Source organism: Leptospiraceae bacterium, assembly GCA_024233835.1.
Classification (GTDB): Bacteria; Spirochaetota; Leptospiria; order Leptospirales; family Leptospiraceae; genus JACKPC01.
This window is the reverse complement of sequence record JACKPC010000003.1, coordinates 161,426-181,419: the sequence shown is the minus strand read 5'-3', so window position 1 is coordinate 181,419 and position 19,994 is coordinate 161,426. Positions and strand designations below refer to the sequence as shown.

The 19,994-nt window shown below is 39.3% G+C and carries 16 protein-coding genes and 1 rRNA gene; 8 read left to right on the top strand and 9 right to left on the bottom strand.

The window, feature by feature from the left end; genetic code table 11:
- Both H7A25_15275 and H7A25_15270 read right to left on the bottom strand, forming a co-directional pair.
- Entirely contained in the window at positions 1-2,433 is a 2,433-nt protein-coding gene (locus H7A25_15275) for a PBP1A family penicillin-binding protein (GenBank protein ID MCP5501260.1), read from the bottom strand.
- Positions 2,430-3,383: an MBL fold metallo-hydrolase gene (locus H7A25_15270; protein MCP5501259.1), complete on the bottom strand. Its 954-nt coding sequence runs from the start codon at positions 3,381-3,383 to the stop codon at positions 2,430-2,432. The genes H7A25_15275 and H7A25_15270 overlap by 4 nt, the downstream gene beginning before the upstream one ends.
- A gap of 92 nt (positions 3,384-3,475) precedes the next feature.
- Here H7A25_15270 and H7A25_15265 point away from each other — a divergent pair, with 92 nt between their 5' ends.
- Positions 3,476-4,309: a rhomboid family intramembrane serine protease gene (locus tag H7A25_15265; protein MCP5501258.1), complete on the top strand. Its 834-nt coding sequence runs from the start codon at positions 3,476-3,478 to the stop codon at positions 4,307-4,309.
- Between the two features lie 209 nt (positions 4,310-4,518).
- Complete coding sequence (locus tag H7A25_15260) at positions 4,519-6,261, top strand: hypothetical protein (GenBank protein ID MCP5501257.1); 1,743 nt, start codon at positions 4,519-4,521, stop codon at positions 6,259-6,261.
- A gap of 64 nt (positions 6,262-6,325) precedes the next feature.
- Here H7A25_15260 and H7A25_15255 read toward each other — a convergent pair whose 3' ends face one another.
- Complete coding sequence (locus H7A25_15255; GenBank protein MCP5501256.1) at positions 6,326-6,466, bottom strand: hypothetical protein; 141 nt, start codon at positions 6,464-6,466, stop codon at positions 6,326-6,328.
- Between the two features lie 384 nt (positions 6,467-6,850).
- On the opposite strand from H7A25_15255, the gene H7A25_15250 reads away from it, so the two are divergent.
- Positions 6,851-9,819 (top strand): 23S ribosomal RNA (locus H7A25_15250).
- A gap of 90 nt (positions 9,820-9,909) precedes the next feature.
- Positions 9,910-10,515, top strand: coding sequence for a TetR/AcrR family transcriptional regulator (locus tag H7A25_15245; GenBank protein ID MCP5501255.1), 606 nt, complete (start codon positions 9,910-9,912; stop codon positions 10,513-10,515).
- A gap of 23 nt (positions 10,516-10,538) precedes the next feature.
- Here H7A25_15245 and H7A25_15240 read toward each other — a convergent pair whose 3' ends face one another.
- Positions 10,539-11,282, bottom strand: coding sequence for a dolichol kinase (locus H7A25_15240; protein MCP5501254.1), 744 nt, complete (start codon positions 11,280-11,282; stop codon positions 10,539-10,541).
- Between the two features lie 9 nt (positions 11,283-11,291).
- The gene (locus H7A25_15235; GenBank protein ID MCP5501253.1) at positions 11,292-11,648 is read right to left on the bottom strand and encodes an STAS domain-containing protein; all 357 of its coding nucleotides are present in this window, start codon (positions 11,646-11,648) and stop codon (positions 11,292-11,294) included.
- 96 nt (positions 11,649-11,744) lie between these two features.
- Here H7A25_15235 and H7A25_15230 point away from each other — a divergent pair, with 96 nt between their 5' ends.
- Both H7A25_15230 and H7A25_15225 read left to right on the top strand, forming a co-directional pair.
- Entirely contained in the window at positions 11,745-13,094 is a 1,350-nt protein-coding gene (locus tag H7A25_15230) for an ankyrin repeat domain-containing protein (GenBank protein MCP5501252.1), read from the top strand.
- Positions 13,095-13,121: 27 nt separating this feature from the next.
- Complete coding sequence (locus H7A25_15225; protein MCP5501251.1) at positions 13,122-13,811, top strand: hypothetical protein; 690 nt, start codon at positions 13,122-13,124, stop codon at positions 13,809-13,811.
- A gap of 53 nt (positions 13,812-13,864) precedes the next feature.
- Here H7A25_15225 and H7A25_15220 read toward each other — a convergent pair whose 3' ends face one another.
- A complete protein-coding gene (locus H7A25_15220; protein MCP5501250.1) occupies positions 13,865-15,160 on the bottom strand; it encodes an MATE family efflux transporter in 1,296 nt (431 codons plus the stop codon).
- A gap of 209 nt (positions 15,161-15,369) precedes the next feature.
- Here H7A25_15220 and H7A25_15215 point away from each other — a divergent pair, with 209 nt between their 5' ends.
- Positions 15,370-16,050, top strand: coding sequence for a mobilization protein (locus H7A25_15215; protein MCP5501249.1), 681 nt, complete (start codon positions 15,370-15,372; stop codon positions 16,048-16,050).
- Positions 16,051-16,101: 51 nt separating this feature from the next.
- On the top strand, positions 16,102-17,001 hold the full coding sequence (locus tag H7A25_15210; GenBank protein ID MCP5501248.1) for a hypothetical protein: 900 nt from the start codon (positions 16,102-16,104) through the stop codon (positions 16,999-17,001).
- Positions 17,002-17,073: 72 nt separating this feature from the next.
- Here the strand turns inward: H7A25_15210 and H7A25_15205 are convergent, their stop codons facing one another.
- The 3 genes from H7A25_15205 to H7A25_15195 all read right to left on the bottom strand — a co-directional run bounded on the left by H7A25_15205 (position 17,074) and on the right by H7A25_15195 (position 19,904).
- The gene (locus H7A25_15205; protein MCP5501247.1) at positions 17,074-17,727 is read right to left on the bottom strand and encodes a hypothetical protein; all 654 of its coding nucleotides are present in this window, start codon (positions 17,725-17,727) and stop codon (positions 17,074-17,076) included.
- Between the two features lie 16 nt (positions 17,728-17,743).
- The gene (locus H7A25_15200; GenBank protein ID MCP5501246.1) at positions 17,744-19,210 is read right to left on the bottom strand and encodes a hypothetical protein; all 1,467 of its coding nucleotides are present in this window, start codon (positions 19,208-19,210) and stop codon (positions 17,744-17,746) included.
- 82 nt (positions 19,211-19,292) lie between these two features.
- On the bottom strand, positions 19,293-19,904 hold the full coding sequence (locus H7A25_15195) for a DUF697 domain-containing protein (protein MCP5501245.1): 612 nt from the start codon (positions 19,902-19,904) through the stop codon (positions 19,293-19,295).
- Between the last annotated feature and the right edge of the window lie 90 nt (positions 19,905-19,994).

Here is a 19,994-nt window from a genome sequence, read left to right as displayed (position 1 = left end):
TTATTCTTTTTTCTTCAATTCATCTTTACTAATTTTTAGTTCTTCTTTCAGGAAGTCACTGAAGTTCACGGAGCGATATAGATCTCTTTCCCCTTCACAGCGTCTGGGATACGGAACGCTTTTATTGATTCCACCTATAGTGATGGGCTTCAAAAATAAAGAACTGGTAGTCGGACAATCACAGATACCCGGGTTGGGAGCCAGACCATTTACAGCACAGGTTCCACTCTGAACCACATCAGAAGGAACCGGGTCACCATCGTATTCATCTTCAAATTTAGGATAAGCCTGCCCCTCATAAATGCGCTTGTACATTTTTCCCCAGATAGGGGTTGCTAAAGCTGCTGCATACATATGCCTTCCAAGGGAGATACTGTTTTTGTCGTAGCCCAACCAGACAATAGTCGTTAATTTTGGATCAAAACCGCAGTACCAAGCATTTGTCCAGGCGGTTGTAGAACCAGTCTTTCCTCCGGCTTCTCCGTGGTAGTCTGCGAACTCTTTTCCTCTCAGGGTCTGTGCTGGAGTTCCGGCGAGACTTACGTATTCGAGGAGCTTTCTTACAATATAGGCATTTCCTTCTGATATAACCTGGATGGAACCATCCCGGGTTTTTTCTTCCACCAGTTTTTGAATTTCTTGCTCTTTGTTGTAAATAACCTGACCGGTTTGATCTACGACAAAACGCAGGGAATAAGGAAATACAAGCCTGCCTTTATTGGCAATAGTAGCGTATCCTCTGGCCATTTCGAGGGGTGTAAGCTCGGCTACGCCCAGGGCCAGACTGGGATCAGCCGGAAAGCGAGACTTGGGAACTGCCATTACACGGGAAGCAAAATCAGCGATGGGATCAGGACCTGTTTTGAAATAGAGCTGAACGGAGACAATGTTCATAGACATAGCCAGAGCCCTTTTTAAAGGAACCAGTCCCTGAAAGTCACCAGTAGAGTCTTCAGGAGCCCAACCCTGTCCATCATCCGAGAGGGTCATCAGGGGCGCATCCATCATGCCCGTCCCGGTAGCTACTTTACGTTCCCGTATGGCCGCTCCGTAAACAAAGGGTTTAAAAGAAGAGCCGGTCTGCCTTCTGGCCATTACAGCCCTATTGAACTGGTTTTTAGGAGTAAAATGGGAGCCTCCTATCATAGTTTGAATCTGACCGCTTTTATGTTCAATACTGATGAGAGCTCCCTCTACATGCAGGTTTTTGGAAAAAATAGCTGTCCTTTTACGAAATTCTGAAAGGGCTACGGATTCATTGTTTGCAGGAGTCAGAAGGGTAAGAGCATCGAGGGAATCAATGAGTTCTTTTTCTAAAGTAATTCGATAATTGGCGTCTGCATCAAAGCGGTTTACAAAGGGTACCCGCAGGGGGAATAACTGGCCCATTACAGAATACAGACCAAATAAACTCCTGTCTACCCCACCCGAATAAGAAGCGGTGGCTCCGTAGGAAATTTTATCCTGCTTTTTTAGAGCATCTACCAGCTCTTCTTCTGCAATGAGTTGTTTTCTTAAATCGAGAGTAGTATAAATTTTAAGTCCACCCGTATAGACCTGTTCCTCATCCAGTTGTTTTAAAAGCTGTTTTCGGATTTCCTCGGTGAAGTAGGGGGCTCTATCCAGCCTGGAACCCCAGGTAGAACGGGAAGGAGACTGAGTAATGACAACCGGCCAGTATATATCCCAGAAGTCATCATGGATTTTTTTAATATTTTTTTCTTTCAAGTAGCCATTTTCTGCCATCAATTTTAGAACCAGAAGATGTGCAGTTTTGGCTGCTTTTGGGTTTTTGAACGGAGAATATTTTACAGGGGCTTTGGGAAGCCTGGCAAGCATGGCTCCTTCTGCTATGGTTAAATCTTTTACATCTTTAGAATAGTAGACATTGGCAGCCGAAGCAAGACCGGTAGTTCCGTGACCCAGATAAATCAGGTTAAAATAAATCTCAAGAATTTCTTCTTTTGAATATTCCTGCTCAATTTGCAGGGTTAAAAGTGCCTCGATAAATTTTCGGGTAAAATTCTTTTTCCTATCCTGTAGAACGGTTTTTGCCAGCTGTTGGGTGAGGGTGGAACCTCCCTGAACGATTCTCATGTGTCTGAGGTTTACAAAAGTTGCCCTCAGGATCCCTAAAAAATCGATACCGAAGTGATTATAAAAATTTGTATCTTCTACCGAAAGAAAAGAATGGATTACATGCGGTGGAATATCCTGAAACTTGATGAGTTCCTGCTTATGTCTATAAAGTTCTGCAAATGGAATTCCATTAATATCATAAAGCCTTGTGGGAGTTGTCGGCATGTAAGTTGCCAGTTTATTCAGTTCTTTTCCCTGATTGACTTCTGATAGGATATAGCCGAAGAAAGCTCCTCCTAATAGGGCAATTATTAAAAGGAAAGAGCTCATAAAAAGGGAGCCTCTTTGTTTCATAGGTCGATTACCAGACCTTCCCTTGCCAAGATAATATTCACGTCGTTTCCTCCAAGATGCATTTTATGTTCTCTGGCTTCTTCTAAAATACTAAAAACCTTTTTATCATCGTAGTCCGGTTCGTGGTGGGTTAAGATTAAGTTTTTAACGCCCCAGACTGTAGCACAGTTAACAGCCATTGTATAGGAAGTGTGTCCCCAGTCGAACTTTTTAAAGGATTCATCGAGAGTATACTGAGAATCAATAATCAGGTAATCAGCCCCACCAAAAAAGTCGGCCATATCACGGATTGCCGGAATATCTTCACCGGTAAATTCTGCATCGGTAGCAAAAATAAATACTTTTCCATTTTCTGAGAATTTATAAGCGTAAGAACCGCCCGGATGTTTGAGAGGATGGCATTCTACTTTTATTCCATCATCAAATTCGATACGATCTCCGGGATGTATCGATTTGAAGTTTTTTTTGGACATAGTCATGTTAAAGTCTACCGGAAAATACTTGGGCTGCATCTGGTAAATGAAGCGTTCTTCGAGATCAGGGTAGGGAGAGTAAAAATTAAGACTTACACCCGGAATATAAAAAGGTTTAAAAAACATAAGTCCCTGAATGTGATCCCAATGAGTATGGGTAATGAAAACTTCTAAAACCTTGTCTCCACCTAAGAAACCGGATTTCAAAAGGTCATTTCCAACATTTCGAACCCCGGAGCCGAGATCCAGAACATAGGTCTTACCTTTCTCAGAACTGAGGTGTACACAGGTCGTATCCCCTCCACCCGTGTACTTTAACTGGGGAGGAAGGTATTCAAAAAATTCCTTGATTTCGCTTTTATCCGTTATCGTTTTTTCGTGAAACCTTTCAAGGATTTCCAGAACTTTTTCTTTATATTCAGAATTTCTCAGTGGGGCAGGAAGGGAGCCCCTTGTTCCATATAATGTAATCTTCACGGCATCTCTTTCAGGTAAATTTTGTACTTTTTACAGTGTAAAATCCATTTTACTTTTTTACAAGTGATATATATTCTGGCTCTATGTCATCCATGGGAAATTATAATTACCAGGTTCGTTTTGGACCGAGCATTACACCTGCTGTAAAGGCCTTAATTATTATTAACTCCGCAATTTTTGTCATCCATTTTATTGCTGCCGGTATTTTTAACTTCAAGTTTTTACGAAGTGGCGATCCTCTGATGGAATACTTAGCTTTGAACCCCAGAGAATTAAATCCCTTATTTTATTATAAGCTGTTAACATATGCCTTTCTGCATGGAGGTATTATGCATCTTTTATTGAATATGTTTTCTCTCTGGATGTTTGGTTCTGAATTAGAAATTAAGTATGGAAGTAAAAACTTTGTTGGTGCGTATCTTCTTTCCTGTTTATTAGGCGGGATACTATCTCTTATTGTATATAACCTGAATGGGAGTTATTACTATGTTTTAGGGGCATCCGGGGGAATTTTTGGAGTTCTATTGATGTATGCTCTCAACTGGCCTGACCGAGAAGTCCTTTTTATGATGCTTTTTCCTATTAAAATTAAATATTTAATAGGGATTTATATGTTGATTATCATGTTTTCTCAGGCCGGAGAGGGGGGGAATATCGCTCATATGGCCCATTTAGGAGGAGCAATAGGAGGAGCTCTTTTCTTCTTTGCTGATAGGAATTATAAAATTAATTTTAATTTTTCCCTCAGCCGTTATAGGCAAAAAAGAAAGATGATGAAATACCAGGAAGAAATGTATGAAAGACAGAATGCAAAAGAGCGAGTAGACGAGCTTTTGGATAAGATTTCTAAACATGGAATGAAATCTTTAACCCGCAAAGAAAGACAGTTTTTGAAAGAAGCTTCTAACGAATACTACAAAGACTAGCCCTTTCCTTAACCCACGAATTAAGCAACCTTTCCTTAACCCACGACTTAAGTCGTGGGTTAAGGAAAGGTTGCAAGATATTTCTCATAAGTTTCGGTACTTGACTATTCCTTTTTTTATTGTATAATCTCTCTTATTCTCTTTATTTCCAGTCAAATTAAAGATTTATAATAAATGTATCAGGAGTCACTTCTTTACTAAATACGATTATGTCTCAAAAATTTAAAAGTATCCTTGTGTTTTTCTTTATTTTTTTTCTGATTATGGGCCTTCTTTACAAATTTTTTCATTCTGAGGATCCAAACTATAATCTTCATGTTTCTTCTGCTTTTGTTGAGAATCTACACAGGTATGATACTATACAGCCCGAACTCTGGTTTGACTCAAAGTATAAACAGGGAAATACCATTTCTCTTTCTTCTATGAATCATATTCCGGCCGGAAAGTTTGGGTTTGTAGAAAGTCGCGGACGTAGCCTGTATTTAGGAAAAAAGAAAATTCGGTTTTTTGGTGTTCAGGTTCCGGAAAATGATATTCGTCTGGGTTCGGAAGAAATCTCCCGGTATAGCCGTCATCTCAGAGAGGCTGGTTTTAACCTGGCCAAGCTTCAACTCATTGAAAACGCAAATCAAATAGATTTATGGATACAGTCTTTGAAGAAGGAAGGCATTTATACAATGCTTGAGGTAAAGATTGAATCAAAGCCGGAAGATGAAAACCCGGAAGAAAAAGCAGTTCAAACTTCCAGAAATTCTTTGCGAGTCCTTGATAACTTTTTTAATCTGAAAATCCCGAACTCAAAGCTAAAGTATACCCGGGAGCCGGCACTATCATTTCTATCCATTTCATTTACAGGCAAGCAGCCCTTCTCTCAAACCCTTATACCGGCTATTCAGAGAAAGATTAGAAATTTAGGATATCGTGGAATGCTTTCAGTTCATTTTGCTACAGGACTTGAATCTCAAGTAAATTCGGGAAGCCTTAAGAATTTTTTCCATTGTACTAAAGCAAAACCGGGTCCGGGTAGTCTGGATGTAAATCCATTAAAAAAATCTAATTTTCTACATAAGTTAATAGCAGATCAGGGAAAACTTGAAAGTCCGATGATGGTTTGCTCCTGGGAAATGCCTTATCTGGCTCAGGATAGGTTTTTAATTCCTTTTTATTTAAGTTCTTTTGCATCTCTTCAAGACTGGTCCGCTCTTATTTTTAAAATTTCAAGCCTGGAAAAAACAAGAGAGAAATATAGTAGTCTTAGTTTAATCGAGAAAGACCCTATTATTCGTCATTCTTTACGTTCATCTTCTATACTTTTTCGAAAGAAGCAGGTTTCTGCTTCAAAGAAGAGCTATTGTCTTGAAATTTCGGAAAAGAATGAAGAACTCGATAATTCCCTTTCTCTCAGGACTCTATCAGAGAAAAGTAGGCTGAATTTTTGTTCATCCTCTGTTTCCAAACAAAATAGCAATGTATTTCGAATCAGGGATTTAAACTTAAATTTTACCGGGAGCGACCCTTTTATTCTTTCGGATACGGGAGAAATTTATAGAAACTGGAAAGAAGGGTATTTAAGTGTAAATACACCTTATCTACAGCTTTTTGAAGGTTGGTTAAAAAATAAAATTTTAAAATTGAACCATATAAGTCTTGAGTCAAAAACTTCAAGGGCTTTGATTCTTGTGCAATCGCTGGATAATCATAGAATTAAAGAATCTTCTAAAATTCTTATTTTATCTCTGGCCAGATCTGCTCTGGAAGAAGAAAATGAGATTCTTTCCGAACCGGTTCAAGCAGAGCTTAAGTTGGAAGCAAGGGAAGGGTTGAAACTACTTGATGCAAACGGAAAAGAAATTTTAGAATCGAGTAAATTTCTAAAATATGAAGAAGGGAGATACCGAATTAGTATTAAGAGAACACAAAAGAAACATTTTCTAATCCTTGGAAAACCATAAAAACTGAGAAATCTTATTGTGAGATTCATTAGGCCGATTTGGAAAAATTGGTTAGACGATATATTTAAAAGACAAACTTGAAAAAGTCCTTTATTTCCAGAATGTGTATTTGGATATATACGGTAAGACTTTTGAGCATACCGATAAGAATGAATTGAGAAGAGTTTAAACGAATTTGAGAGGGCATCACTTCACTTATCATCATTGGATGTGGTAAAGGTTGGTATTTTATTTAGGAAGGGAGGGTTTAGTGGGGGGAGTCCGGGAAAAAAAAACAATTTTCTTAGTAATAAATACAAAAAAGTGTTGACGTAGTAAAGAGTGTATGGGAAGTTGTTTTTCACGCGAGAGGCATTGGGCCGGGACGAGGTAAAGGTTCTGGAGAATGATGCGAGTCGCAAGTTCATTATTAACTGAATCAAGTCGTATAGTAAAAAGTTATTTTATTGAGAACAAAAACAATAAAAGAAAGAAATTAATTAATAATTACAATTTTAGTGAAGACACCTGGAATTAGTAGAAGAAAAGAAGAACCAGGCTCATTCTTGCGAGACGTTAGGATTGCATGACGTAAGTTATGTGATAAGTAATATGGTCAAGTAAGTAAGGGCATACGGGGGATGCCAGGGCACTGAGAGGCGAAGAAGGACGTGGTTTGCTGCGATAAGCGACGGGGAGTTGTAAACAAGCGTTGATCCGTTGATTTCCGAATGGGGGAACCCGGCAGGCGATAGCCTGTCACCCATGCGAGTGGGGGCGATACCCGGGGAATTGAAACATCTTAGTACCCGGAGGAGAAGAAAGAAAGTTCGATTTTGTGAGTAGCGGTGAGCGAAAGCGAAAGAGCCCAAACCTCTGTCTATGTTACAGGCATGGACCGCTGTAGCAGAGGTGTTGAAGGAGCCACAAGTGAGAGTTCATGATCTCACGAAGAGTAAAAAAGGTTGAGTATAGAGGAACGGTATTGGAAAAGCCGACCAGAGAAGGTGAAAGTCCTGTATTCGAAATAATCAACTCTCTTAGTGGAATTCCTGAGTACCACGGAACACGTGTAATTTTGTGGGAATCTGGAGGGACCACTCTCCAAGGCTAAATACTCCTCAGTGACCGATAGTGGACGAGTACCGTGAGGGAAAGGTGAAAAGAACCGGGGGACCGGAGTGAAATAGAACCTGAAACCGTATGCTTACAAGGTATCAAAGCACTTGAGATGTGTGATGGTGTGCCTTTTGTAGAATGAGCCGGCGAGTTACTCTATGTTGCGAGCTTAAGACAGTGAGATGTCGGAGGCGAAGCGAAAGCGAGTGTTAATAGCGCGAGAAAAGTAGCATGGAGTAAGCCCGAAGCCAGATGAGCTATCCATGGGCAGGCTGAAAGTGAGGTAAAACTCAGTGGAGGGCCGAACCCGTTGACGTTGAAAAGTCTTGGGATGACCTGTGGATAGGGGTGAAAGGCCAACCAAATCTGGCAATAGCTGGTTCTCCCCGAAATAGCTTTAGGGCTAGCGTCATATGTTTAGTCACAGGGGTAGAGCTACTGACAGGGCTAGGGGGCCCACAAGCTTACCAAACCCTATCAAACTCCGAATACTGTGACTTGAAGTATGGCAGTCAGACTACGGGGGATAAGCTTCGTGGTCAAAAGGGAAACAGCCCGGACCGTCGTCTAAGGTCCCAAAATTCATGCTAAGTGTGAAAGGATGTGGAGATACGGAGACAACCAGGAGGTTGGCTTAGAAGCAGCCACCCTTGAAAGAGTGCGTAATAGCTCACTGGTCGAGTGTTTCTGCGCCGAAAATGTATGGGACTAAGCATGATACCGAAGACACGGGTGTGCAGTGATGCACGCGGTAGGGGAGCGTTCTTTCATCCGATGAAGATATACCGAGAGGCGTATTGGAGGAGTAAGAAGTGAGAATGCCGGCATGAGTAGCGTAAAAAGGGGTGAGAGTCCCCTTCACCGAAAACCCAAGGATTCCCCGGGAAGGCAAATCCGCCGGGGGTTAGTCGGGTCCTAAGGCGAGGCCGAGAGGCGTAGTCGATGGCAAGCAGGTTAATATTCCTGCACCGTTATGATTGTGCGAAGGAGTGACGCAGAAGGATATTTAGAGCGGGGCGTTGGTAGACCCTGTTGGTATATGTAGGCTATGAGAGATGCAGGAAAATCCGCATCTTGAGCGGAGGTATATCGGGAAGTCTCAGAGATGAGAATAAGCTAAAGATTCCAAGCTGCCAAGAAATAGCTTCTAAGTTTAGGTCATAATGTCCGTACCGCAAACCGACACAGGTGGGTGGGAAGAGAATTCCAAGGTGTTCGAGATAACTTTCGTTAAGGAACTCGGCAAAATGTCCCTGTAACTTCGGGAGAAAGGGATCCGAATTGAGTGAAGCCCCGCGGTGAAGCTCGAGTCGGACGCAGTGAAAAGAGGGTGGCGACTGTTTACCAAAAACACAGGTCTCTGCGAAATCGTAAGATGACGTATAGGGACTGACACCTGCCCGGTGCCGGAAGGTTAAGAGGAGATGTTAGCGCAAGCGAAGCTTCGAATCGAAGCCCCGGTAAACGGCGGCCGTAACTATGACGGTCCTAAGGTAGCGAAATTCCTTGTCGGGTAAGTTCCGACCTGCACGAATGGTGTAACGACCTCCCTACTGTCTCAACGAGAGTCTCGGCGAAATTGTAATGCCCGTGAAGATGCGGGCTACCTGCGATAGGACGGAAAGACCCCGTGAACCTTTACTGTAACCTGGCATTGAACTTTGGTTTATTATGTGTAGGATAGGTGGGAGACTGAGAGACATGGACGCTAGTTTGTGTTGAGTCATCGTTGAAATACCACCCTTAGTGAACTCGAGTTCTAACTGTGTGAATTACACAAGACATTGTCAGGCGGGCGGTTTGACTGGGGCGGTCGCCTCCCAAAGTGTAACGGAGGCGCCCAAAGGTTCCCTCAGCGCGGACGGAAATCGCGCAAAGAGTGTAAAGGCAGAAGGGAGCTTGACTGCGAGACCAACAAGTCGAGCAGATGCGAAAGCAGGGCTTAGTGATCCGGTGGTTCTGAGTGGAAGGGCCATCGCTCAACGGATAAAAGGTACTCCGGGGATAACAGGCTGATCGCGTCCAAGAGTTCATATCGACGACGCGGTTTGGCACCTCGATGTCGGCTCGTCGCATCCTGGGGCTGAAGCAGGTCCCAAGGGTATGGCTGTTCGCCATTTAAAGCGGTACGCGAGCTGGGTTCAGAACGTCGTGAGACAGTTCGGTCCCTATCCATCGCAGGCGAAGGAGATTTGAAGGAAGTTGCCCCTAGTACGAGAGGACCGGGGTGAACGGATCCATGGTGTATCAGTTGTCACGCCAGTGGCATTGCTGAGTAGCTATATCCGGACGGGATAACCGCTGAAAGCATATAAGCGGGAAGCCTCTCCAAAGATAAGATCTCCCTCCGCAAGGCTAAAGGCCCCGGGAAGATGACCCGGTTGATAGGCTACAGGTGTAAGTGTGGTAACACATTCAGCCAAGTAGTACTAATAGGCCGTGAGACTTGACCATATTACCAAAAACCCCATCAACTCGATGGGGTTTTTTATTCTCTCCACTTCATTTCATAACTTTAGTAATTGCTTTTAATATTCCGAAAAGTTAGATATGGGTAGACGAGAACAGAAAAAAGAAGAAAATCGTAATGTAATTTTGCAATCCGCCAAGACTGTCTTTATTGAAAAAGGTTATCATAATACCAGCATTTCAGACATTATCCGGCAAACCGGTCTTGCCCGAGGAACCTTTTATCTATATTTTCAAAATAAAAAAGAAATTTTTGAAATGCTAATTCATAAACTTTTTACGGATTTAATGAAAGATATGAAGGCTATAGAAATTTTAAACCGGAAACACGCTGTAAGCTATAGAGAGGATGTAAAAGATATGATAAACTCCCTCCTTAAAACTGTTTTACAGCATAAAGAACTGGTTAAAATATTTTTAAATTCTCCCGCAGGACAGGATACGGAATTTGATGAGACCATAGAAAGATATTCCGGGTTTCTAATCGAAAGTGTAAAAAAAATCCTCGAAAAAGGTCAAAAAAAGGGTTTTTTACGCGATAGAAATGCCACTTTAATTTCTCACATAATAATTGGTGGGATGAAAGAAATTATCTTTCAATGGTTGGTAAAAGATAAAATGGAGCTTGATGAAACCCGCGATGTGGAAGAAATCGTGTCGTTTATTTCTGATGGAATGAAAATATAGTGGGGACTACTGTCCCCTATAGTTTAAAGACCTGCAAATAAGAGACTGTAATCAAAAAGAAGGACTTCTTTGCTAAAATCAAAGATAGAATAAGCACCAAAGGCAATAACTGAACTGGAACTAACAGGAATCGTAAGATTATCATCTAAAATTCCCCAGAGTGCGTGGCCGGAAAAAAATTCAACAAGAGCAGCTGTTATAGAGCCCAGTACAATCAGTACAATCATAGGAATATTCAATTTATTCGAATAATACAGAGCAAAGGGAGAGGATGGATTAAGAACCTGGAAAATTCCAATGAGAATTATTCCAAAAATAATAGTAGATATAATAAAGCTTAAAACACCCACCAGGGATTTCCCATTATAAAACCTGTATCCTTTTGAGCGAGCACCAAAAAAAGCAGCTGAGGGATCACCAATGAGAAGATACATAATCGAGAGAAATACCAGTTCAGGAGGAAATAAAAGAATCACAAACATATTGGAAAGCATATAAGGAACTGAACCGTTCAGTCTCTTATTCTCTCCTTCTTTCATGAGCTTTCCAAAATACTTCATATAGAATTCACGAAATTTCTGATTGGTAAGTCTGGGAATATCCGTGAAAACCAATAATAAAAGAACAGTGCTGATTCCGAGAAAAGTAAGTGCACGGGAAGCATATTTCAAACCGAATGCCCCCTGAACCAGGTCAAAATACAGAACAATAGGAACGATAAATCCCAAAAGATGATAAGCTTTCCGGTAGTAATTAAATTTTTCCATTTTACAAACCTATTTCTCTACCATTTTAGCGGCAAGTTCTTCATTGGGAGCAATGTTAAACATTTTCTTCAATTGCATCATATCCAGAACCTGTCTTGCCGATTCGGAAAGGTTTAAGAGGATAATTTTTTTTCCCTGTTTATAGCTGATATCACTGATTTCTTTTAAGGCGGTGATTCCTTTGGAAGAAATCAGGATGATATCTTCCATATCCAGAATTACTCCATCTCCTTTTTTTAGAGCTAATTGGATTTCTTTCATAAATTTTTCATAAGTAAAAGAACTAATGGCTCCCTGTAAACGAACTACAACAGCGTTATCTACAAATTCTTTTTGAACTTTAAGGTCCTGTATATTGTTTATCATAACTTTTGTCCTGAGTGTATAAAAAGTTTTAACTTTTTTTAAAATAAAAGAATATTTCTTTTGAAATTATTTCAATACTTTCTTATAGTTTGGATTATGTTAAGAATCATTTTTCCCTGTATTCTTTTTATTTCTATTTTTTTTTCCCTAAAGGCTAATATTAATGAAGACTTATTAAACTCGGTTCTCCTGGGTAAACGAGAAACGGTTATGCTCCTTTTGGAAAATGGAGCTAATCCGAACATCCGTTCTGCAAAAGAGGGTTTAACACCTATCTTGATTGCGTCAAAGAATGGTGATATTTTAATGCTAAAAAGTTTATTGGATAGAGGAGGTAATTTAAAAGATAAAGATTGGAAATATGGTTCCGGTAGTTTACATTTTGCCGCATCCTCCGGAAATGTTGAGCTTCTTTCTTTTCTTTTACAAAAAGGTTTATCTCCGGAAGAGAAAAATGCAAACGGGAATTTACCCTTACATATTGCTATTTTAAATAAGCAGTATCAGGCCGCTGCTTATTTGAGTAATGTTACAAAAAATATAGGAAGACAGGACATGAATGGTTTAAGTGCTCTTCATCTGGCCAGTATGCAAGCTGACCCGGGTACAGTAAAAATATTAATTGAAAAAAAAATAAACAGTAATGCTGTCGATAGAGAGGGAAATACGGCTCTTCATTATGCAGCCATGAAAGATAATCTGGAGATGGTGAGACTCTTGCGACGTTCCGGAGTTTTATTGGATTCTAAAAATAAGAAGGGGAATACTGCCCTTCATTATGCCGTTATGAAAAAAAGCCAGAAATTGATGGGATATTTACTACGTATGGGAGCCAATCCGAGGATTTCCAATGAGGAAAATGAGACAGCGGTATCCCTGGCGGATAAGTTAAAAATTTCTTCTATCTTTATGATTTTACCTTATATTAAAAAAGCTGAACCCTGTCGGGAGCAGATAGAAGCTTTGTATGATATGGATAGCTCTGAATATGAATTGAGTAAAGATAGCCGGGCGAGAATTTTTGAAGGAATTTATAAAAAATATTCTTCTCATAGCTTATTTAAATATTGCTTAAATGCTTATATTGCAAATGGTGTTGGAAAAAGTTTTTGGATCGGTTTATATTTATTTGATAGAGAAGTCAGTTCGGTAAAGGATTTCGGTCTGGCTAAAGAAGTATTAGAAAATTGTTTAAAAGCCAATAAAGAAAGTTCTACTCTTGTGAGTGTTCGTTTTATTTTAGGAGTTTTATTCTGGAGACAAAATTTAAAGAAAGAAGCAAGAGCTCATTTTGAAACAGCGTATAAGTTGTCTGAAAAGTTTCCGGGATCTATACCGGCCTTATCGGATGCAGAAAAAAATGCAATTGAAAACGATTTACAAATATTATACCATAAAGAAGAAGGGTATATCACACCGGGTATGCTCGTTATACCTGATTATTGAAATTTGAATATATACTGGAGATGGAATATGCTAAAGTTATGGTTTTTGCTTGTGGCTACAGGTTTATCTTTTTGTAGTACAGCTGATAAAAAGGTTTCCCTTGAAGATTTAAATCAGAAGTATCAAGCAGCTATTTTAGATGCAAAGGATGCAGAAGCTTCTGAAATTAGTGATAAGCTTATCGCTATAAAAAAAGAGAATAAATCTTTACAGTGGAAGAATAACCGGGTTTTGACTCTTACCTGGACAAATTGGGATGGATATGATACACAGATAGGAAAAGAGATGGAACTAAGTCGAGAAACCTGGGTGACTACTGTTCCTGAATTAAAAGAATTTTGTAATCAACAGAAACCTAAAAATGTAAGCCTGCGCTTAGAGCAGCTTTTAGGACTTCCTGCGAATAATGGGAAAACTAAATTTATAGAAATGTATGTTCGGGCTGAAGATTTATTTCGTCCTTCAGCGGATCCGGAAGTAAATGATTCCAAAGCCGAATTAGATTTTCCGAAAGGGGTGAGTGCGGAACATAAAAAATGGATCCAGAACCTGAAAGAAAGTTCTTACGGAGAGAAGGGTTATCCCTGGACAAGACTCGGTTACACGTATGATTGGGGAAACCCAAAAACGGAAATGGGCTTGAGTGAATTTGTAATCAAGAAAGGCTCCAAAGTGGAAATAGCTTCTGTAGCAAAAACAGAAGACTATTGTAAGTAATTTTATACCGGGCCTATTACTACTGTATGCCCGGTTTGGCATATTCGGAAGTTCTAATTTTTTAACCAATCAGCTTTTTTGAACTTATAGGTAAATACAAACCCTAAAACGAGCAGCCATACAGAAATAGATGACCAGAGTCCTGCTGTGCCGAAATTATATATAATTCCTAATATATAGGCAATAGGTAACATAATGGCATAGGAGCAGATGATATAAACAAACATAACCCAATAAACAAGACCTACCGTTCTTAAGGCGGAGCCCATTACCATGTGATAGGCATCTCCCACCTGAACAAGGGATACGAGAATGAGAGCCGGATAGGTGGCCTGTATGACAAAGGTTTCTGTTGTAAACAGGGAGATAATTTCTTTTCCGAAAACAATGAAGATAAGACCCATAATTCCCATGAGGAGAGCTGAATAGTGAGCTGAACGATATACACCAACTATACCGGTGAAAGGACTTTTTCGCCCTATAGCCTGCCCTAAGATCGTAGTGGCAGCAACACCGAAGGAAAATCCGGGCATAAAAGAAAGAGACATGATAGAGAAGATAATATTAGAAGCAGCTAAAGAATGCACCCCTATTAGCCCTGCTAATTTGTTGAATAAGAGAAAGGCCATATTGGTAAGTAGTCCATCCATTGCCGGAGGAAGACCTAAAAAAAGAGATTCTTTTAAGATGCTAAAGTCAGGAATGATTTTGGATAGTTGAAAGTATCTTTGAATTTTTTTTGTAAATAAAAAAGAAATAAACACGAGAAGTCCGATTCCTCCGGAAAGAGAAGAGGCGATTCCGGCTCCATCGATTCCCAATGCAGGTACACCCAGATTACCGAAAATAAAAACCCAGTTTAGGAAGATATTGCTGAGCATTGTTAAGATAGAAGAAAGCATACCTACATAAGTAAGTCCCAGTCCGTCTAAAAATCCTCTCAGGCCGAAACTCATGAAGAAGAAAAATGTGCCTACAAAACGATAAGAGAGATAGGAAGCCGTTTTTTGAACTAAGGCCGCATCATTATTTAGAAGAGTTGTATAGGGAAAAGCAAGATAATAGCCGACAAGAGATAGAAGGATTCCCACAAAGAAACTGAAATATAAAAGACTTAGGAGGAGCTCTCCGAGTTCTTTATCTTTTTTTTCACCAAAGCGTTTGGCTGTGACAATTTGGACTCCGACCGAGCCATACATTAAAAAAGCAAGGATGGTAAAGTAAGCAAGTCCTCCGAGCCCCGCTGCCGCAATAGCTTCTGCTCCCAACTTACCCACCATGAATGTGTCACTGACCTGGATTAAGGTCTGGCTTATCATGCCAAAAAAAACCGGTATAGCCAGGTTCATTATCTGACGGTTTAAAGGGCCTCTGTGAAACAGACGGGAGAACGGATTATGTTTTATGTTTGTATTGGTTTTTGGATTCACTATAGGGTAATTGGAATATTTTATGTACAGGTAAGGGAGTCAAGTCTTTATAGGTCAGAGCAGGTCGAATAACTGTATTGATAGAAAAACCAATTGACAGCATTTGTTGAAAAATTAAGCATATTGATATGAATATAATAAATTTTATTGGTGGCGAAAAGGGTGGGGTGGGTAAGTCGGTTGTTTCCAGGTTATTGGCTCAATATTATATTGATAACCATATCTCCTTTATTGGTTATGATACAGACAGGTCTCATAACACGTTTTTGCGATTTTATGAAAATTTTGCATCTCCCACAACGGTAGATAAATATGAGAGTCTTGATGCAATTTTCGAAAATCTGGATCCGGACGCGGAGAATCGTATCATTGTTGACCTGGCAGCACAGACAAAGCTTCCTCTTTTAAAATGGATGGACGAAAGTGCTGTGATGGAAATCACTGAAGACATGGGAATCTCTTTGAAATTCTGGCATGTTTTGGATGATAGTAAGGATTCTACTGAACTTTTAGCTTCGCTTATCGATAAATTTCAGGATAGATTATCCTATGTAATTGTTAAGAATTATGGAAGAGGCTCAGATTTTAAAATTTTCGAATCTTCAAATATTATTCCTAAAAATCTGAAAGCCGATATTATAGAAATCAAATCCTTGCACGATACCACGATGCAAAAAATTGATGAACAGAATATGAGTTTTTGGGCAGCTATCAATAATAAAAACAACGGTCTGGGTGTTTTTGAAAAACAAAGGATTAAAACATGGGTGAAGCATGCGTTTAATGAGTTTGCTTCTATAGGAGTTTAAGATATTCTATATTAAGACTTACTATTTCTGTTAAATAACAGGGATGATATTATGAAGCATAAACTTTTTTGTGAAAACTGCTCCAGCACAAAGATTAAACAGGTTCGAGAAAACTTTTATATGTGCGAGCACTGTGGGACTCAATTTTTCCTGGAACGGACGAATAAACAGGTAAATAAAAATCAGTCTGCAAATCTTTCTATGATACCCGGACTAAAATATTTTATACTGGGTTCGGTTTTGTTATCCATATTTATTTCCCTGTTACTTTTTATACGTATGGGGCCGGACCCGGAAAGAAGTATTGAACCAAAACCTCCTTCGACTTCGACTGAAGTTGTAAAAAAAGTTGCAGAGAGTAGCTCTCAGACAGAGAGTATGAACCTCGGAGCTAAGTTTACCAATGTATATGTGGTATATAAGGGACGTTATAAACGCCATGAGCTTACCGGTTTTTATGAAAATACGGGGGAAAAACCTATTAAAAAACCGACAGTACAGATTTTAGTTCTGAATCAAGAAGGAGGAATTGTACAGGAAAGAAAAGCCTACAGTACTAAAAAATTTCTTTTGCCGGGAGAAAAGACTCCCCTTGCTTTTTCTGTATATAATACACAGGAAGATTTAGACTTTAAATTTCTGGTATATCCGGAACCTTACTTGAATAATCCCTTTCAGCCCAAATTAGAATTTTCTAATCTTCGAATTGAAAAACAGAAATATAGTAAGAACTATAAGGTATATGCAACAGTTCAAAATAAGGAGAATTTTCTCTTACAACGTTTGCAGTTGATTATTTGGTTGGAGGATAAGGATCATCGTATTTTGTCTGTTGGTTCAAAATATATTCATAACCTATCTGCTTTTGGAACTATGGATTTCTATCAGTATTTTTCTTTTATCGAAGTAAAACCAGAAGAAGTTAAATTTGATTTTAGCTATTCTGAATAAATGAAATTTCTCTTGCTTCGGTACAGCATTGTTTTTTCTTTTCCGGCTTTACCGAAGCAGAACTATCAGGTTTTATTCATCTGCTTTAAAGCCTTTCAGGTTGCGTAACTTTTTTTTGGCTTCCTTATAGGCTTTTTTTGTTTTCTTCCCTTTTATGTCGCTTTCTTCTTTCACTACGTTTCCGGTTAAAAGATTCTTATCTATCTTGTCTGATTGTTTACTCATAGTATCCATCGTTTCTTTTGTTTCTCCGATAAGATACCAGCCGGAATCCTGGTAGCGGAAGCGATGTGTATAAGCCCAGCGTTCCCGACTTCCCCCGTAGTGACGGATGACGATAGAGCCTCTTTCTACTTTGATACTCTCAAAAGGGTCTCCGAAAGCTCCCCCCATATCTTTATCGAGTATAGCACCGTTTTGGATGAGAGAAAGTTTATAAGAATTCTTTTCTTTAAAAGCGAGGATAAGTGTTCTTATTTTACAGTCTTCCATTTCCTCTTTTGATGGTTTGCAGATTACGAGAAGAAGATCTTTTTGTCCATCTTTATTAAGATCTTCTTGAATAAGTAAATCCTTATTTTCTATATTAGATTTGGCTATTTTGTATCCTTTGGGAACAAAACCTTTCGCTGTTTTAGAAGTAGAGACAATTTTTGGAAGGGTTTCTCCGTTTAAAATGGTAAATATCCCGCATAGGATAAAAAGAAAAAGGAATGTTTTCTTCACTTGAATCTCCGTCAATTTATTGATTCTGGATAAGACAATAGTTATTTACTATCAGGAGTGGATTCTCAGGACAATTTGCTTTATTGTAAAGTAAAAAATTAGGTTTTTCATTTTCTTTACAAATCGCGTTTTCTGTGTATAAAAAAGCCATGTGCTTTTTATCCGTACAGGCAGCTTGACCCTTATCCCTGAGATATAGCAAGATCCCGGCAATATAAGGCCAGTCCATGTGCTCGAAATAGCCTATACGAATAGACTCCGGTTTTTGTCGGATGATTGTTTCAGAGATTTGTTTTATGAAGGGATAGCTGAGGGGAGGATTCTTTTTTTGCCGGATATGTTGAACTAAGAATACGGATAGAATGAAGGATAAGAGGATTAAAAGAAAGCGTTTCAGGAATATATACTTTTTATAATACGTGCCTGAGGAGTATAATACTATTAAAATAAGTAAATTTACAGGAAGCATCCGGTTATAGTAACCGGTAAATTCGAGTAGGGGCTTCACACTAAAACGATGATACACGATAAAGAAAATTGTAAATATGCCTGTAGAAAGTAGATGGAAAAGTAATAATTTTTTTGGTTTTTGTTTTTTTTGTAAAAGAAGGAGTAGAAGAAAGGGAATGATGCCGAGGAGTGTCCAGAGGTTTAGATTGGTTTTCCAGAATAAAAATGTAAATTCAAATGTTTCCTGCCAGTTCGGTTTGGGGAAGAGAGGCTTTCTGTATTTTAAGAATTTTATAATTTCCTGAAAATTGGATGTTTTGCTAAAGAACAGATCTATTAGGAAAGGTGCGGAAAACAGAAAAATGAGTAAAAAACTCAGTAGAATAGGCTTTTGAAAAAGAGAAGGTTTTTGTTTGAGAAAGGGAACTAAAAAGATGAGCATAAGGATAGAAGAAAGAATGGCTGTTCCTATATAAGCATGAACTAATACGAGGTTTAGAAAAATTAGGAAAGGAAGAATCTTAGGAAGGTTTCGACCGAGAAGTAAAGGAATCGCACTTATAAATGAAAGGAAGGGTAAGACTACTTTTACAGGCATAGAAAGCAGAGTGTCAGCCGGGAAAAAACGAAAGAAATATAGGGAAGATAAGGAATAGAAAATTCCAGTTAAGAGTCTATCTCTTTTGGGGAAATAGAAGCCTGTAAGGTAGGCTCCTATGGAAATGAAAAAAGAGTTCAGGCAAATGGCTGCCAAAAACCAGGTATTATACCTCGATTCAAAAAAAACAGAGAATAAGGTTTCGAAGATATAGTTCGTGTAGAAAAAAAAAGGCCCGGGGTGATGGATGACGAAGCGGGAATAGTGTCCTGTAAGAAGAATGTGGTTTTCCCGAATCAGGTTAGTTAGGAGCATATCGGCTGCATTATCCCAGGTTACAATGACTCCGGTGCTGAGATGTTCCGAATAAGCCAGACTGAAAAAAATAAAAGGAATTAGAAAATTTAAGAAGAGTAAAAATGCAGTAAGTGGCATAGATATGCTTTTTACTTTAAGGGAATTTATGTCAAGCTTTCCTATGAACAGCGAAAAAACCGCTGCCCATAGGAGTTAAAACTCAGGATTTGATTTTATCGAGGATACTTTTCTTGGCCTGCTCGAATTCTTCTTCACTGATAGCTCCGCTTTCTTTCAATTTATGGAGCTTCTCAATAGTAGCCAGTTGATCTTCTTTTTTATATTCATTTTTAAGATTCTCAATTAAGCCCTTACTTTTTTCGAGATATTCTTCGTATTTCTTTTTCACACTGTCCGCATCAAAGTTAAAGATTGTTCCTTTATTTGCGAAATGCGAATTGAAAATATGTCCGAGTGCATAGGTAGATGCACCGGCCATAGCCATCTGGGAAGTAATGCCGATCCAGGTTCCTACACCGGGCAGAGCCTTAATCGCACTGGCTCCTAAACGGCCGAGAGTGGCTCCTGCAAGGGACGATGCAAAGGATTTCCCGAGGTCTTTATCAAATTCCTGACCGTAGGCATCTGAGAGTTGTTTTATCATATCAAGTTGTATGGCTGTTACGGCTGCAATGTCCACAAATGGAACGGGAATGGCTCCGGCTGTCATAGCATACAGAACATGTCGTACGATGATGTTATCTACGGGTTTTTGCCCGTCTGTTTTGGATTCTTCGGTTGCTTCTTCTATCGGTGTTTCTTCGTTTTCCATAGAATAATCTTGCCTCCTGTAACTATTCTACACAAGCGGTATTTTATCTTCAATGAAAATAATTTCCTTTCTTATCACTTATGTATCAGG